Annotated in this window: 17 protein-coding genes; 16 read left to right on the top strand and 1 reads right to left on the bottom strand. The window is 52.9% G+C overall.

What is annotated here, in order from left to right; genetic code table 11:
- Positions 1–5 precede the first annotated feature (5 nt).
- From GFS31_RS03660 to GFS31_RS03585, 16 genes are all read left to right on the top strand, one after another.
- Positions 6–1505 carry a DEAD/DEAH box helicase family protein gene (locus GFS31_RS03660; protein WP_198806914.1) on the top strand — a complete coding sequence of 500 codons (1500 nt, stop codon included), beginning with the start codon at positions 6–8 and terminating at the stop codon, positions 1503–1505.
- A 232-nt stretch (positions 1506–1737) separates the two neighbouring features.
- A complete protein-coding gene (locus GFS31_RS03655) occupies positions 1738–1953 on the top strand; it encodes a hypothetical protein (protein WP_198806913.1) in 216 nt (71 codons plus the stop codon).
- Between the two features lie 520 nt (positions 1954–2473).
- Positions 2474–3004 carry a bidirectional hydrogenase complex protein HoxE gene (hoxE, locus tag GFS31_RS03650; RefSeq protein ID WP_198806912.1) on the top strand — a complete coding sequence of 177 codons (531 nt, stop codon included), beginning with the start codon at positions 2474–2476 and terminating at the stop codon, positions 3002–3004.
- A gap of 155 nt (positions 3005–3159) precedes the next feature.
- Positions 3160–4800 carry a NuoF family protein gene (locus GFS31_RS03645; RefSeq protein ID WP_198806911.1) on the top strand — a complete coding sequence of 547 codons (1641 nt, stop codon included), beginning with the start codon at positions 3160–3162 and terminating at the stop codon, positions 4798–4800.
- Between the two features lie 166 nt (positions 4801–4966).
- Positions 4967–5992, top strand: a complete 1026-nt coding sequence (locus GFS31_RS03640) for a medium chain dehydrogenase/reductase family protein (protein ID WP_198806910.1) — start codon at positions 4967–4969, stop codon at positions 5990–5992.
- Between the two features lies 1 nt (position 5993).
- Positions 5994–6710 (top strand): bidirectional hydrogenase complex protein HoxU, encoded by a 717-nt coding sequence (hoxU, locus tag GFS31_RS03635; protein ID WP_198806909.1) that lies wholly within the window; start codon positions 5994–5996, stop codon positions 6708–6710.
- Positions 6698–7249, top strand: a complete 552-nt coding sequence (locus GFS31_RS03630) for an oxidoreductase (RefSeq protein ID WP_198806908.1) — start codon at positions 6698–6700, stop codon at positions 7247–7249. Before hoxU ends, GFS31_RS03630 begins: the two co-directional genes overlap by 13 nt.
- 20 nt (positions 7250–7269) lie before the next feature.
- Positions 7270–7503: a Calvin cycle protein CP12 gene (locus tag GFS31_RS03625; RefSeq protein ID WP_198806907.1), complete on the top strand. Its 234-nt coding sequence runs from the start codon at positions 7270–7272 to the stop codon at positions 7501–7503.
- A gap of 220 nt (positions 7504–7723) precedes the next feature.
- Positions 7724–9148: a Ni/Fe hydrogenase subunit alpha gene (locus tag GFS31_RS03620; protein ID WP_198806906.1), complete on the top strand. Its 1425-nt coding sequence runs from the start codon at positions 7724–7726 to the stop codon at positions 9146–9148.
- A gap of 118 nt (positions 9149–9266) precedes the next feature.
- Positions 9267–12428 carry an AAA family ATPase gene (locus GFS31_RS03615; RefSeq protein ID WP_198806905.1) on the top strand — a complete coding sequence of 1054 codons (3162 nt, stop codon included), beginning with the start codon at positions 9267–9269 and terminating at the stop codon, positions 12426–12428.
- Positions 12429–12572: 144 nt separating this feature from the next.
- On the top strand, positions 12573–12812 hold the full coding sequence (locus GFS31_RS03610) for a hypothetical protein (protein ID WP_198806904.1): 240 nt from the start codon (positions 12573–12575) through the stop codon (positions 12810–12812).
- A complete protein-coding gene (locus GFS31_RS03605) occupies positions 12812–13225 on the top strand; it encodes a putative toxin-antitoxin system toxin component, PIN family (RefSeq protein WP_198806903.1) in 414 nt (137 codons plus the stop codon). Before GFS31_RS03610 ends, GFS31_RS03605 begins: the two co-directional genes overlap by 1 nt.
- A 137-nt stretch (positions 13226–13362) precedes the next feature.
- Positions 13363–13587, top strand: a complete 225-nt coding sequence (locus GFS31_RS03600) for a type II toxin-antitoxin system HicA family toxin (protein ID WP_198806902.1) — start codon at positions 13363–13365, stop codon at positions 13585–13587.
- Positions 13584–13802 carry a type II toxin-antitoxin system HicB family antitoxin gene (locus GFS31_RS03595; protein WP_198806901.1) on the top strand — a complete coding sequence of 73 codons (219 nt, stop codon included), beginning with the start codon at positions 13584–13586 and terminating at the stop codon, positions 13800–13802. Before GFS31_RS03600 ends, GFS31_RS03595 begins: the two co-directional genes overlap by 4 nt.
- A 79-nt stretch (positions 13803–13881) precedes the next feature.
- Positions 13882–14193: a DUF2442 domain-containing protein gene (locus tag GFS31_RS03590; RefSeq protein WP_198806900.1), complete on the top strand. Its 312-nt coding sequence runs from the start codon at positions 13882–13884 to the stop codon at positions 14191–14193.
- Between the two features lie 50 nt (positions 14194–14243).
- The gene (locus GFS31_RS03585) at positions 14244–14960 is read left to right on the top strand and encodes a M15 family metallopeptidase (protein ID WP_198806899.1); all 717 of its coding nucleotides are present in this window, start codon (positions 14244–14246) and stop codon (positions 14958–14960) included.
- Here GFS31_RS03585 and GFS31_RS03580 read toward each other — a convergent pair.
- Positions 14957–16537 carry a hypothetical protein gene (locus GFS31_RS03580; RefSeq protein ID WP_198806898.1) on the bottom strand — a complete coding sequence of 527 codons (1581 nt, stop codon included), beginning with the start codon at positions 16535–16537 and terminating at the stop codon, positions 14957–14959. The two genes, GFS31_RS03585 and GFS31_RS03580, sit on opposite strands and share 4 nt — an antisense overlap.
- Positions 16538–16686: the final 149 nt, after the last annotated feature.

Below are 16686 nucleotides of genomic sequence, written 5' to 3'. Positions count from 1 at the left end.
CGCCCATGGGCCGCACCTCCACCCTCACCTACGACCGGGGCACGCTGATTTTGCACCCGCCCCCACGGGGTAAGGGCTGGATGGACTTTGCCCACTGGGACGACCGGGTAGAGAAATTCCGCATTCCGGCCCATCAGTATCGTGCTCTGGTGGAAACCCTGCGGGCAGAACAAGTGGCCTTTAACGACCAAGCCCAGGGGTTTCAGCCGTTGGATTTGGCCCCCAAGATGACGATGGAACCCTACGCCCACCAAAAGGAAGCTCTGGCGGCTTGGGTGAGAAATCGCTGGCGCGGGGTGGTGGTGCTGCCGACGGCTTCCGGCAAAACCTACCTGGCCCAGATGGCGATGCAGGCCACGCCGCGCCATACCTTGATCACCGTGCCGACCCTGGATTTGATGCACCAGTGGTATGCCCATTTGGAAGCGGCGTTTCCCGATGTGGAGGTGGGGCTGTTGGGGGGTGGATCAAAGGATCGCACCCCAATTTTGGTGGCCACCTACGACAGCGCCGCCATCCACGCCGAAAGTCTGGGCAACCAATACGCCCTGCTGATCTGCGACGAATGCCACCACCTGCCCAGCGACTTTAACCGGGTGATTGCCGAGTATTCCATTGCACCCTATCGCCTGGGCCTCACCGCCACCCCCGACCGCGCCGATGGTCGCCACGAAGACCTTACCCACCTGCTGGGAACCGTGGTCTACGAAAAATCGGCGGCAGATCTCTCCGGCCACGCCCTCGCCCCCTTTGAGATTGTGCCGATTAAGGTCAAGCTCTCCCATCAGGAACGCCACCGCTACGACCAACGGATCGCCCAGCGCAACCGCTTTTTGCAGGAGGCTAACATCTGGCTGAGTTCTGCCCAGGGCTGGCAGCGATTTGTGCGGGCCAGCGCCCAATCCCAAGCCGGACGGCGGGCCATGCTGGCGCACCGAGAAGCCAAAACCATCGCCCTCGGCACCGAAGGCAAGCTGCGCGTTTTAGAAGACCTGCTGGCCCAGCACCACCCAGAGCGCACTCTCATATTCACAAACGACAACGCCACCGTCTACCGCATTTCCCAAAGCTTTCTCATCCCCGCCATCACCCACCAAACCCCGGTGAAGGAACGCCACGCCATCCTGCAAGCCTTCCGCCAGGGCGACTATCCTACCCTGGTCGTCAGCCACGTTCTCAACGAAGGCGTAGACGTGCCCGACGCCCGCATCGCTATTTTGCTGTCGGGGACGGGTTCCACCCGCGAGTATGTGCAGCGCCTAGGCCGCATCCTTCGCAAGGGCAGTGGCCACAAACAGGCCATCCTCTACGAAGTGGTAGCGGAGGAAACCACCGAGGAAAATGTCTCCCAACGCCGTCAGGCAGCTGTTCAGCCTCGGCGTCCCCGGCAACTCGAACTGGTACCCAACCAACCCCTCTACGCCGTTGAGGACAGCCCTTTGCCCAAGGTGGCCGATCCTGGTTCAGCACCCCCCTACCCTGATAGCCCCCCCACGGACGGTTAACACGGACGGTTAACACGCCCTAAGTCCTGGGGCTTTCGTAGGTTCTGGCGGATCCCATCGCAAGCTAGCCGCATACCAAGCTAGCCACCGACCAAGGCCAGAAGCGGCCCCGCTCCATCACCCCCTGCCAAACCACCCGCCGCCTTAAACCTTTTGAAAATCTGACCCACTTCTCAGTCATCGGGATTATCGTTAGAGGCAGGAAAATCCGCTATTACGGTGGGAGGAGCCCATGTCTGCCCCTGAATCGCATTCTGTCCAGGTGAAAACCCAGGCCATTGCCCCAGAATACCTCGAAGCCTACGCCGAGCAAGACGCCCTGGCCGGACGCCCCAACCCGCGCTTCAAGCAGTCGTCGATCTATTGCAGCCGCTACCTCGCCATCCGAGCTGAACTAGTAGGGCCAGACCAATTTAGCGATGCGGAATGGGATTTGACCCTGTTTTAGGCTTGGCATCCACGCATCTCTCGCCAACAATATCTGTCGCAAACAGTGGGCTTGGCCTTGAATGCTTAAGAAAATCTATTCTTTAACGGTAGTGATTCACAATTTGCAAGGTGAAAGAAAGCCAGGAATTTCTAATGGTGTAGATCTGTGAATAGAACCCTGATTTTTCTGGGGGGATCAGATAACGTGAGATTGGGCTAGAGGTCTGAATCGGCGGACTTTTGAAAGTCTAATGTTGTTAAATGCATCGACTGAGATAGCGTACTGACCGATTAAGTGTCCTTCTGTTCATCCTACCTGAATCCACGGATATCCAGCGTCCACGATTCTCCATTTGCGTTGAAATTTCTTAGACTTCTCTACCCAAAATCATAAGATTCTCTTAAATTGTTTTCTGCCAAACACCAACTATTTTGAAAGTAAGTTTGGATTACTAAACCATTCTTTCTCGCCATTTTGTTTGCCACTTTGGTTGTAGTGCTTTCTAGGGCTATAACCGACCTCTACAAAGGGTTGTGCCATGTCACCCACTGCTACCACGTCCGCCGTTGAACCCACCGCCAAAAAGGAAAAAGCCGCCAAGCCCGATCTGCGCTTCAAACGCCTCGATATCACCATGAAGCGGCAGCAGTATGCCCCCGATGCCCTGATTGAGGTGCTCCACGTCGCCCAGGAAGCCTTTGGCTTTTTGGAAGAAGACGTGCTGCAATACGTCGCCCACGGCCTGAAACTGCCCCTCAGCAAGGTCTATGGGGTCGCCACGTTTTATCACCTGTTTTCCCTCAAGCCCAATGGTGCCCACACCTGTGTGGTCTGCATGGGTACCGCCTGCTATGTGAAGGGCGGCGACAAGGTGGTGGAAAAGCTGCAAGCGGAACTGGGCATCGAACTGGGCGAAACCACCCCCGACGGCAAGGTGTCCCTAATGGCGGCCCGCTGCCTTGGAGCCTGTGGCATTGCCCCCGCCGTGGTGTTTGACGGCACCGTGGGCGGCAAGCTCTCGCCAGAGGAAGCCGTCGCCAAGGTCAAGGTTTGGGAAGGGGAGGGGTGAATTTTGGTTATTGGTTGTTGGTTACTGGTTACTGGGTGGATCCATATTGCTGTCCTTGATCCGCTAACCTAACCCCGAATAACGCCCCCCAAATAACGAATAACGAATAACGCCCCCCAAATAACGAATAACGCCCCTCCTACAGGAGACACATCATGGATTTACAAGAACTCAAGGCCGTCGCCCAGGCGGAACAGGAACGCCAAAAGTCGGTGCGGGTGCATTGCTGTACCTCCACGGGCTGTCGGGCGGCGGATGCCATGGGCATCTACGGCAATTTGAAGCAGGCGGTGACGGATCACAACCTGGAGGATCGGGTGGAAGTCGTCGGCGTGGGCTGCATGGGCTTTTGTGGCCGTGGCCCCCTGGTGCAGGTGGATCCTGACGAACTGCTCTACGAAGAAGTGACCCCCGACCAAGCGGCCAGCATCATTGAAGCGATGGATGGTGGCACGGCTCAGCCCATTCAGGGGGATGTGAACCATCCCTTCTTTGCGCGGCAAATGCGGGTGGTGCGGGAGTATAGCGGCAAAATCGACCCGGAACGGATCGAGGAATACATTGCCGTGGGCGGGTACGAGTCCCTGCACAAGGCGATCTACGAAATGACCCCTGCCGAGGTGGTGGATCAAATTTCTAAGAGCGGCCTGCGAGGGCGGGGCGGCGGCGGCTATCCCACCGGGCTGAAGTGGGCCACGGTGGCGAAGATGCCCGAAGGCCAGAAGTACATCATCTGCAACGGCGATGAGGGCGATCCGGGGGCATTTATGGATCGCAGCATCCTAGAGAGCGATCCCCATCTCGTTCTGGAAGGCATGGCCATTGCGGGCTATGCGGTGGGTGCCAACCACGGCTATATCTACGTGCGGGCGGAATATCCCCTGGCCATTGCCCGGTTGCAGAAGGGCATTCAGCAAGCCAAAAAGTACGGCCTGTTGGGCAGCCAGATTTTTGAATCCCCCTTCGACTTTAAAATCGACATCCGCATTGGGGCGGGGGCCTTTGTCTGCGGCGAAGAAACGGCGCTGATTCAGTCTATCGAAGGCGGGCGCGGCAACCCCATTCCTCGGCCTCCCTATCCGGCCCAAAAGGGCTTGTACGACTGCCCAACCCTGATCAACAACGTGGAAACCCTGGCCAATATTACCGCCATTATTCGCAACGGGGCGGACTGGTATTCCAGCATTGGCACCGACAACAGCAAGGGCACCAAAATCTTTGCGCTGACGGGCAAAATCCGCAACAACGGCCTGATTGAAGTGCCGATGGGCATTTCCCTGCGGCAGATCGTGGAGGAAATGGGCGGCGGCGTCCCCGATGGCGAGGTGAAGGCGGTGCAAACGGGTGGCCCCTCCGGCGGCTGCATCCCGCGATCCATGCTGGATACCCCGGTGGACTACGACTCCCTCCGCAAGGTCGGCTCCATGATGGGGTCGGGCGGCATGGTGGTGATGGATGATTCCACTAGCATGGTCGGCATTTCCCAGTTCTATATGGAGTTCTGCCGAGGGGAAACCTGCGGCAAATGCGTTCCCTGTCGCACGGGCACGGTGCAGCTCTACGCCATGCTGACCAAAATCCTCAAGCGCCAAGCCACCAAGGACGACCTGGCCAAAATGGAAGCCCTCTGCGAAATGGTGCGCGACACTAGCCTCTGCGGCCTGGGCCAAACCGCGCCGAACCCCGTCCTCAGCACCCTGAAATACTTCCGGGAAGAGTACGAGGAACTCCTAATCGAACCGGAATACCTCAGCGACCTCAACGGCAAGGAAGCGCCCCAAGAGGTGAACGCATGAAGTCCGGGTTTTGCCCACCCTGCGGGAAGCAAGCTACACCTAAATCCCTCTCCCAAAATGGGAGAGGGACTTTGAGAACTCCGGCCCCCCTCTCCTCCCTGGGAGAGGGGCTGGGGGTGAGGGCCAAGCTGCGCCAACAACCATTTCGCCATACCAGGAGGTCGCCATGAGTTATCAGCGTGTGATCATCCCCCGCCACGGGAACGCCGAGGTGCTGCAACTGATCGAGGAGGCCGAATTGCCCTTCCCCCAGCCCGACCAGGTGCGGCTGCGGGTGTTGGCGGTGGGTGCGGCCTATACGGATGTGCTGATTCGCGAAGGGATGTATCCCGGCATTCCCAAGCCGCCTTTTTCTCCAGGCTACGAAGTGGTGGGCGAAATTGACCAACTGGGGGAAGCGGTCACGGGCTTTACCGTCGGTCAACGAGTCGTCGCGCTCACTGTCACCGGGGGCTATAGCGAATCCCTCTGTGTGGCGGCGGACGAACTGGTGCCCCTGCCCGACGGGGTAGATGCCAACGAAGCGGCCTGTTTGGTGCTGCAATACGTCACGGCGTATCAGTTGATCCACCGGGTCGCCAAACTGCAAGCAGGACAGCGGGTGCTGATCCACGGGGCGGGGGGCGGCGTGGGTACGGCGCTGTTGGAAATCGGCCAAATCCTAGGACTAGAAATGTACGGGACGGCCTCTGCCACTAAGCACGATCTCGTGCGGCAGTTAGGGGGCATTCCCATCGATTACCAGCACGAGGACTTTGTTGAGCGAGTCCGTACCCTCAGTCAAAACGGCGTGGATGCGGTGTTTGACGGCATTGGCGGCGGGCATCTGTGGCCGTCCTACCAAACCCTGGCCCCCGGTGGGCATCTGCTGAGCTACGGCTTTTCGGCGGCGATGCAGAGTCGGCAGCGGCAGCTTATGGTTGCCGCGACCTTTGGGTTGATGACCGCCCTCAAAGTTCGGCCCGATGGCAAACGGGTCTCGTTTTACAGCATTACCGGACTGAAGCAATCCCATCCCGACTGGTTTAAGCAGGATCTCGCCATTCTGCTGGACTGGCTGGCGGCGGGGCGCGTTCGTCCGGTGATTGCCCAGCGGTTGCCCCTGCGGGAGGCCGTGGCGGCTCACCAGTTGCTCGACCGGGGGGCGGTGGCGGGACAGTTGGTTTTGGTTTGTACTGGCGAAGGAGCTTAATATGGCCGTAAACACCCTAAATATTGATGGCAAAGACATTGCCGTGGAGGCGGGCACCAGCATTTTGGATGCCGCCCAGGAAGCTGGCGTGGCCATCCCCAAGCTCTGCCACCTGGAGGGCGTGACTCCGGTGGGGGCCTGTCGCCTCTGCCTGGTGGAAATTGAGGGCATGAACAAGATGCTGCCCGCCTGCGTGACGGAGGTGTGGGAGGGCATGGTGATCCACACCCAAACGCCCAAGCTGCAAGAGTATCGCCGCATGACGGTGGAGCTGATTTTTGCCGAGGGCAACCACGTTTGCTCCATCTGCGTGGCCAATGGCAACTGCGAATTGCAGGATGTGGCCATCGAAGTGGGCATGGATCACAGCCGTTTCCCCTACCGTTTCCCGGATCGCGGCGTCGATCTCTCCCATCCCCTCTTCGGCATTGACCACAACCGCTGTATTCTCTGCACCCGCTGCGTTCGCGTTTGCGACGAGGTGGAGGGTGCCCACGTTTGGGATGTGGGCAATCGGGGCGCGGCTTGTTACATTGTCTCCGGGTTGGATCAACCTTGGGGCGAGGTGGACGCCTGTACCTCCTGTGGCAAATGCGTGGATGCCTGCCCGACGGGGGCCATCTTTAAGCAAGGCAGCACCACGGGCGAAAAACAGGCCGACGCCGAGAAGCTCGAATTTCTATCCACCGCACGGGAGAAGCATCAATGGACAAGATAAGGTTTGCCACGGTATGGCTGGCGGGTTGTTCGGGCTGCCACATGTCGTTTTTGGATTTGGATGAATTTTTAATTGACCTGGCCGACCTGGTGGAGGTGGTCTATAGCCCCGTGGGCTGCGACCTGAAGGACTATCCCGACAATGTGGATGTGTGCCTAGTAGAAGGGGCGGTGGCCAACGAAGACAACCTGGAGTTGATCTACGAAGTGCGCCGCAAAACCAAGGTTTTGATCTCCTTTGGGGATTGTGCGGTAACGGCCAACGTGCCCGCCATGCGGAATATGCTGCGCAACAGTGCTGAGGGCGTGCTCAAGCGCGGCTACCTGGAACTGGCGGACGAAAACGCCCAGCTTCCCCATGCTCCGGGCATCGTGCCGGAACTGATGGATCGGGTCACCCCCGTCCACGAGATCGTCCCCGTGGATATCTTTATGCCCGGTTGTCCTCCCTCTGCCGATCGCATCCGGGCTACCATTGAACCGCTACTCCACGGGCAACAGCCCGATATGGTAGGACGCGAAATGATTAAATTCGGATAGTTCGATTAGGAGGAACAACCATGAGCGTTGACAGCAAAGAGTTCAATGAAGAACTGCAAAAGGCCATCGACTATGCCCACCAGGTAACGGCAGAGAAGGGCGAAACCTCCCCCGAAGCCGCCGCCGCCTGGGATGCCGTCGAAGAGATGCGGGCCGAAGTGTCTCACCAGCACCAAAAGCCCAAGCAAACGGGCTTCGACAAGTACCTCGAAGAAAACCCCGATGCCATCGAAGGCTTGATGTACGACAGCTAAGCCCCTGCTCGCCCTCACCCTCTCCCTCTCCCCGTGGGAGAGGGAACCGGAAAACTCTCACGCTAACGTTCTCCTATCCGATAGAGAACACCAGAGAACCTACCCCCTAGCCCTCTCACGCTGAGGAAACCGGAGAACGGCTCGGCCCCCCTCTCCCTTGGGGAGAGGGGTTGGGGGTGAGGGCCACAACCCACCTTTCACCCTCCCCGGAGACCCCACCATGGCAAAAACCGTAGTCATCGACCCCGTCACTCGCATTGAAGGCCACGCCAAAATTTCGGTCTTTTTGGATGATGCGGGCAACGTATCCAATGCCCAGTTCCATGTGGTGGAATACCGGGGGTTTGAAAAGTTCTGCGAAGGCCGTCCCTACACTGAAATGGCCGGAATTACCGCCCGCATCTGCGGCATTTGCCCCGTCAGCCACCTGATTTGCTCCGCCAAAACCGGAGACAAAATCCTGGCGGTGAAAATCCCCGAAACCGCCGACAAACTGCGCCGCCTGATGAACCTGGGCCAACTCACCCAGTCCCACGCCCTTTCTTTCTTCCATCTCAGCAGCCCCGACTTTTTGCTGGGCTGGGATAGCGACCCCGCCAAACGCAACGTCTTTGGCCTCATCGCCGCTGACCCCGACCTGGCCCGCGCCGGAATTCGTCTGCGCCAGTTTGGCCAAAAGGTGATCGAAATCCTCGGCGGTCGCAAAATCCACGCCGCCTGGACAGTCCCCGGTGGCGTCCGCGAACCCCTCAGCGCAGAAGGCCGCGCCTGGATCGTAGACCGTCTGCCCGAATCCTTCGAGACCATCCGCAAAGCCCTGGACATCTTCAAAGGTCTCATCAACGGCCCCATGAAGGAAGAAGTGGAGGTCTTCGGCGAATTTCCCTCCCTGTTCATGGGTCTCGTCAGCAAGGACGGCCTGTGGGAACACTACGACGGCCACCTGCGCTTCTCCGACAGCAGCGGCAACATCGTCGCCGATAACCTGAGTGAAGACGACTACCAAACCTTCCTCGGCGAAGCGGTGGAAAGCTGGTCTTACCTCAAGTTTCCCTACTACAAACCCATGGGCTACCCCGACGGCATCTACCGCGTCGGCCCCCTGGCACGGCTCAACGTGTGCGACCGCATCGGCACCCCCCAAGCCGACGCCGAACTGCAAAACCTGCGCGATTACGCGGGCGGCGTACCCACCTCCTCTTTCCTCTACCACTACGCCCGCCTGGTGGAAATCCTCGCCTGCCTAGAGCACATCCAAATCCTGATGGATGACCCCGATATCCTCTCCACCCGCGTCCGCGCCCACGCCGGAGTGAATGCCCTAGAAGCGGTCGGCGTCAGCGAAGCCCCCCGTGGCACCCTCTTCCACCACTACAAAGTAGACGACAACGGCCTGATCGAAAAGGTAAACCTGATCATCGCCACGGGCCAAAACAACCTGGCCATGAACAAAACCGTCACCCAAATCGCCAAACACTACATCCACAGCGAAGATATCCCCGAAGGCTTCCTCAACCGCGTCGAAGCCGGAATCCGCTGCTACGACCCCTGCCTCTCCTGCTCCACCCACGCCGCAGGGCAAATGCCCCTCCATGTGCAGTTGGTCGCTGCCGATGGGGGCGTGATTCGGGAGGTGTATCGGTAGGTAAGCGTGAAGAAATTTCACGTCTAGCTCCTTGCATTACATCATCCAAGGCGGGTTTGTCATTTTATCCGCCTTGGTCAAAAGCAAGACATAATTGCTATTTGATCAGGCTTAAGCTATGGAAAAAATAATTGATGATCTTGAAAAAATACTTTCAGAAATAGAAAATCTGAAAGGCAAAGAAATGCGCAAAAAAAGAAATGAATATGTGCGGAACATTATTCAAGCTCAAAATCTCTCCAATTCAGACTTTTCAACAAAGGTTTTATTTAGGCTAACGAATACTCCTCACCAAAAACAGTTTATTACGGCGTGTTTACTAAGACTGCTTTGTCATAATGAAGATGTCATATGGGAGGACATGGATTTTCGCAATAAAACTTTCGAGCTTTTTGACGAGCAATTTGAAGATAAGATTTACCTCAGTCTAAAAATTGACAAGAGGCTAGAAAATCATGAAAAACTTTCTAAACTCAAAAGCATCGAAGAGGGAATAATACGGGAGTTTAGCGACATTAAATCAAACCTAAAAAATTTAAACCTTGCAATTGATTATCAACAGACAATCATGAAAACCTTGAGAAAGCCTATGAATAGGTTTTTTCTGGGAAATTTTATTAACTCTTCTTTTCTTTCAGAAGAGAGACTAAAAGAATTATTTGATGCCCTTCAATCTTACAATGAAGCATCTGGAATTTCTCGCGTAGAAGTTTTTGAAAATGTAGACAGCATTTTTTTGGCGTATGAAAGTGATGTCAATCAGTGCCATTCGCAGCTTGCATCAATCTGCCTAAAAAACATATTCTCTAGAATTCATGAATTAATCCGCGATGATTTTGGTAATAACGACATTATAAAACCAGCCAATATCACTTTTGATCACCCCAGTCGAAAGTATCCACTCCATAAGATTGGTGAAGCAATCGAACTAAAATTTCTTCTGGAAAATAAAGGCCCTGGACATGCATTTAACGTCGAAGTCGAAGTCTTAGACTCAGATGGGGTAAGTTCGGACTTTAGTCAAATTATAGCAACAGAAATGAAGGTTGAGCAAATTGCTATTATTGTACCAGTTACTATTTTATCTCAAAAAACTAATATTCCGAGTTTACTCATCCAATATTCATGGATGAATTATGATGGCCATTGTACTACTGAGGAATATCTATTTGAAATTGAAGCTCAGAAAGAAGATGTTGACTGGGACAACTTAAAGCTAAGAACTCCTTATAGCTTGCAAGCTGTTACAACAGAAGAAGAACTTGTAGGTCGCAAAGAACTGGTAGCTAATATATATACTAAATTGATTTCAGATACCATTCAGTCAGTGATAATATTTGGGCAAAAGCGCGTCGGAAAGACATCTATTGCACAAGCCATTTCAAATAAAATTCAGAAAGAAGAAAACTTTATTTCTGTATTTATAAAGGTTGGAGATTTAGATAAAACCTCTCCGAGAAATTTTGTCAAAACTCTTGGCGAGGCAATTGTAGAAGAGACTCTCTACTGTGACGAAATTAATCAAATGAGAATTGAAAAACCAGTCTTTGATACTGTTTTATCTCCTCCCCTTGCCACATACTTTAAACGTATCAAAAGACTTTCTCCAAAGTTGAAGTTCATTATCATAATTGACGAATTTGATGAAATCCCTAGCGATCTATATCGTTATACTGATATAGGAAATACATTTTTCCATAATATTCGCAGTCTAAGCCAGGAAGGTACTCAGATAGGCTTTATACTAATCGGTGGAGAAAACATGCAGATTATTCGCCAGTCTACTGATAGACTAAATCTCTTCTCACCGTTTCAGGTTGACTACTTCGACAAAGGAAAATTCTTCGAGGATTTTAGGGAACTGATAAAACATCCTGTTCAGGATGTGCTTGAGTTTAGCGATGAGGCTATTGATGAAATATATAAACTGACAGAAGGAAATCCATTTTTTACAAAATTTATTTGTGGCCATTTATTTAGAAAGGCTTGTGACAGAAAAGATTCATATATCTCGATTGATGAAGCTAAAGAATCAATAGTTGAATCAATTGAAATGTTAGATATGGTCAATGTTAATCACTTTTGGACTGATGGTATTTGGGAAGATCAACCTGAGCGAAGAGATCAAACTCAGACACAAAGAAGGAAGTTTCTAATAGCGTATTCGGAGATCAAGCGCTGTAATCGAAAGGTAGAGTATCAGGAAGTACATCAGTCTCGGATTTTAACTGATGTAGCGACTGACTCTATGATAGAAAATTTTGTCAACAGAGGCATACTTATCAATGAAGAAGGATATTTTCGTCTAAAGCCTGATCTCTTTGATGAATGGCTTATTCAAAGAGGTAGTCAACTGTTGACTAGCAGTTTCTCAGATGCTAATGCTCTTGAAGAATTAAAAAATAAGGAAGATAAAGCGTTTGTAACTAGTCAAGAAATAACTGAATTAGCGAAAAATTGGGGGCTATACCGAACCGATAAGATTACTGCTGAAAATATACGTGCTTGGTTAAATCAGTTTCCAAATAACTTAGAACGACGCCTCATGTTTAAATTGCTAAAAAATATTACGTTTTATAGCGAGGTCAAAGTTCGAGAAAAACTTAAAATCATTCATAACAATGTTAGGAAGCAAATGACTTTCCTCATTAAAGACGATGAGAAATATAGCCGTGAGATCTTGCTAAGCAGCTTTGATAAGCCAACGAAGAGCAGCTCTTCTTACGCACGCATGTATGCATCTGAGAATAAGGTAATTAGCACAAACGTTGCTTCATTAGAAGATATACCGAAGAGTCTTCAACAAGACCATGATCGAAGAATTTCTGCAATCGTCTTCATTGACGACATCATAGCATCGGGTGGTTCTATTATTGATGGAATTGAAAGACTGAACCAGCTATGTGGAGAAACTATTGCAGAGAGAAACATTAAAGTTGTTATTTCTACTATCTGTGGCCTTGAGTCGGGAAGAGAAGCAGTCGAGAGCAAGGTTGAAAAGGCAATACCATTTAAAGTTGAAATATACATGTGTGATACGCTTAATGATTCCAACAGATGTTTCACTGAAGCATCATCAATTTTTGATGACGAGGCGGAAAGGCAAAAAGCAAAAGAAATTGCACATAGATATGGCGTTAAGATTCAGAAAAAGCAGCCTCTTGGCTTCGATGGTGGTCAACTTCTAATTGTCTTTTATGATACTTGTCCTAACAATTCCTTACCAATATTATGGTGTAATGTAGAATCCTCATGGACGCCACTTTTTAGAAGATTCTAAAAGTTAAAGTAACTTGGTACTGTCTATCACTCCATCCACATTCCATCACTAGCCCCTTTTCTAAAACGGCATGGAAATTATTGGCTAAACTGCATGAGCTAGAATCTAGAGTAATTTCTATTAGTCACACCTGTGAGGTGAGTAATGCCAAGCATCACACTAACCAACGAGCAAGTTGTAGAACTGATAAAACAACTCCCTGCGGAACAACAAACCGAAGTATTCCAGTTCTTGCTCCTTCAACAATGGCCATCCTGGGACTCGTTATCGAAATATGGCGAAGACAAAGTCCGACGTGTAGCCCAAGACCACGGTCATAACTGGGATACCATGACCGAAGAAGAGCGAGAAGCCTTTGTTGATCAATTAGTGCATGAAAACTAGTGCGATACACAGTCGTTTTCGATACCAACATCTTGATATCGGCCCTGCTATCCACAAGGAGCAATCCATTTCGCTGCCTAGCCCTTGCTAAGATCGGCAAAATTGAGTCTGTCACCTGTCAAGAAATTCTGGACGAATTTGCCGATAAATTGCTTGTCAAATTCAAGTTTTCTCAAGAAATGACACAAACCGCCGTTGCAGAAATTCCTAGTTTCTCTCGATTAGTCAAAATATCGCAAACCCTAAAAGCAGTCGATGCCGATCCAGATGATGACATGATAGTTGAATGTGCTGTCGTTGGTAGCGCAACTCACATTATCACTGGTGATAAACATCTCCTCTCAATGGGAAAATACGACTCAATCGAAATCGTTAACGCTGCTGATTTCATTGCTTTATCGAATATGCTTTAGAAAGTAGGTAGGATGGGCATTGCCCACAACACCACCCACACCCCATCACCAGCCCCTTTTCTACAATGGCATCGAAAAAGCAGATAGACTTGAGAGAATCTATCATTCTCATCCTTCAACCCTAGGGAAAACACTCCATGCCTAGAAAAATTCGAGAATTCAAAGCCCAGATTTCTCGTGAAGGATTTGTCTACCTGCCCAAACGAGGAAGAGGAAGCCATGAACGCTGGCGACATCCACTCCTCGGAAAAACACTAACAATACCCGGCAAAGACGGCGACGACGTACCACTTTACCTAGAAAAACAACTCACAACCCTGCTTGCTGAACTAGAAACCCTAAGAAATGAGGAAAACCCATGAATCGATATAGCATGATTGTTCAGTGGTCAGACGAAGATCAGCTTTTTCTTGTCACCATCCCAGAATTTGCCGAACTTGTCATCATGCCCTGCACCCACGGCAAAACCCGTGAAGAAGCCATCCGTAATGGCGAAGAAGTCATCGAAATGTACCTAGAAGCATGGCAAGCCGAAGGAGATCCTATTCCAGCACCTAGAACCCTGCAAGTTGCCTAGGTGTATAAACAAAAATCGGGATAGCACTAAATGCAAAAACTAGTCGAAGCCCACCAAAAGCAATTATTAGAGGGTTGGCATGACTTCTTTAACGATTGATCTAATGGATCTCCCCGTTATTCAAGCCATTGAAATCACAGACGACTCTCTATCCGTCGATCTTTCAGATGGACGTACCATTACTGTCCCCCTAGCTTGGTATCCGCGCCTCCTCCACAGCTCTCCCGAAGAACGCCAAACCTGGCGACTCATCGGCAACGGTTCAGGCATTCACTGGCCGCACCTCGACGAAGATATCAGCCTTAAAAACATTATTTTGGGCCAACCCTCCGAGGAAAGCCAAGCCTCATTGCAACGGTGGCTTACCCAACGTCAATCCTTGGTTGAGTAACGCGACCTGCCCCATTTTGTGCTGTCCATGCTTTTTACCACTCACCCTCAATGAAGCCCTATCATGCCATTCCCATCAAGGACTGCGGTGAGCCGCTGGTTGTGATTCCACCGGAGAGCTTTGCCCTCGTCTATCCTCACCCCTACCAGCGGCTTGGGGCACCCTACGGCCATCAGTCTCCCTATCAATTAAGGGCTGGGGTTTTACGGGCTCTTCAGAATGCCCAAGGCTGGCTTCAGCGGCAACAGCCCCGGTGGCGGATTCAAATTTTTGACGCCTACCGTCCCATTGCGGTGCAGCAGTTTATGGTTAACCACACCTTAGAGGAACTGCGGCAGCGGCGCTATCCCAATCAGGCATCTCTTAGCGAGGATCAGCACCGTACGCTGATGGCTGAGGTCATTCAGTTTTGGGCGATTCCCAGCAATGACCCACGCACGCCACCGCCCCACAGCACCGGGGCGGCGGTTGATATCTGTCTCGTAGATGCCACAGGCGACCCTATCCCCATGGGGTCGCCCATTGATGAAATTTCTGAGCGATCTTGGCCCGACTTTTTTGCAGATAAGGCCGACCCCGAGGCCCAGCGCTTTCACCACCATCGCCAGGTTCTTCACCAGGCGATGACTACGGCTGGCTTCTGTCGCCATCCCAAGGAATGGTGGCATTTTTCCTTGGGCGATCAACTTTGGGCATGGCTTCAGCGAGAGGCTAACCCCAGCCAGCCTGCCATTGCCTGCTACGGTCGAGCTGAGGATGGGGCCTAGCTCTCATAGGCCCAGGTGAAGCACCAATGTAGGGTCAGTCGGACGAGGGATTCCGCTTCCTCCACAGCGAGATCGCGCAGGTGGACGTCAGTTCCCTCGGCCAGTTCTGCCATCGCGGGCGCATACTGGGCTAAGTCCTGATTCACTAGGGCAATCAGTGTCGCAATGGTCTGGTGGTTAGCCCAGTCTCCAGCTTGGGTGGTTTCAATTACGGCATCCCCCGGCAGAGCTAGCGGCAGGGTGGGCAGCAGCCGACCGCTCCCCAGATCAATAATCCAGGTTTTTGAGGACGTGGTGAGCTGCATTAGCGGTCGTAACGACAAAATTCCCTGCTGCCAGCCTCGACCAGGAGACAAGACCTGGGCAGGGAGTCCTCCCATCAGCTGCATGACCCGCTCTGAGCTTTGGGCCAAGTACCAGCGGAACCGAGGCCACAGATCTGCCACCAGCACCGGAACTCGCACGAAGGTGTGTTTGAACAGCGCCTTTGGCCCATCGATGCTCTGGGTAGCCTGGTAGGCCAAGGTGGCACAGGCAAGTTCGCGGTCTTCGTCGAGAATCGCCTCGTCGCTAGAGATGAGTTTGGGCAGCCCCTGCACCAACACCCGCTGGGCGTGGCTATGGAGAAACCGCCGCACCCAGGCTTCATCGGTGAAGGTGAGCCAGTTGCCTAAAATACCCTCTGTGGAAGGAGCAGCCTCATCCATCAGGGTATTAGCAAAGTCGTCGAGGGTAAACGCGGTGGAGTCCGGCTTTTCTGCGGGCACCAGGGCCGCACTGGGATCTGTGGCTAGGGCCGTTCTTCCCCCTTGGACGCCCATATCCGCCACAAACAAATGTAGGCGCAGAAGTGCCGTTTGCCAGGGCTGGAACGGGCATAGCGCTTGTACCCGCCATCCTGTGGTGAGCCCCTCATAAAGGGCGGGCTGGGTTTGGGCAACCACCTCCAGCACTCCCGATGTTAGGGTTTCTATCGAGATCCAAGACCCATCCAGGTCATAATCGAGCAGGGAAATTGTGGTCTCCGGTGTGAGCCAGAGGGAGGGGGAGGGATCTGCCTGGGTCACTAAGTCTAGGGCGTAGGTATCCTGCTCGGTGGCCAAGGTCAGCACAGGCACCAGGCGAATAACGCTCACGCTCCCTGCTTCCCCCGGTCGGCGCACCGTTGCTCGTCCCCCCTCAACCAGGTGCATCACCTCATAGCCGCTGCTGGCTAACATCCACAGCAAACGGGGAATGAGGGAAGGAATCGGCAGCATGGTGGTCGGCAAGGTAGGGGCCAACCGCTGTCCCAGGCCATCCTGAGACAAGCGCTCCAGCACATTCCACACTTCCTCGCTAATGTAGGGGGCCAAAAGATTGGGGGTGAGAATGGTATCCGCAGGCCAACCCACGGTGGGCGACCGCATCTTCATCACAATGGCAGTGAGCTGATCCAAGGCTAGCATCAGATCTGGAGCCGCCGCCGCCAACTCTCCCGTCAGGGGCGACAGGTCACAAATCGATTGCCGCAGCAGCGCAGCGGTGGCCCCCACAGACCAGGATCCAGTCGGGGGCCAGGGGGATAAGGCAGGCATCACCGTTGCAACCATCGCAATCACCATTGCCCCAACACAAAGGGCTACTCCTAGAGAATGCCTAGATGAACCCCAAAAGGCGACAAATGCTTAGCAAATCTATGGGATTAACCCATGGATAGAATCAACCGCTGAAGTGATCGCCGCAC

The sequence above is a fragment of the Leptolyngbya sp. BL0902 genome (assembly GCF_016403105.1).
In the GTDB taxonomy this organism is placed as follows: Bacteria; Cyanobacteriota; Cyanobacteriia; order Phormidesmidales; family Phormidesmidaceae; genus Nodosilinea.
The sequence above is the reverse complement of the archived record's forward strand: the minus strand, read 5'-3'. Positions and strand labels throughout refer to the sequence as shown.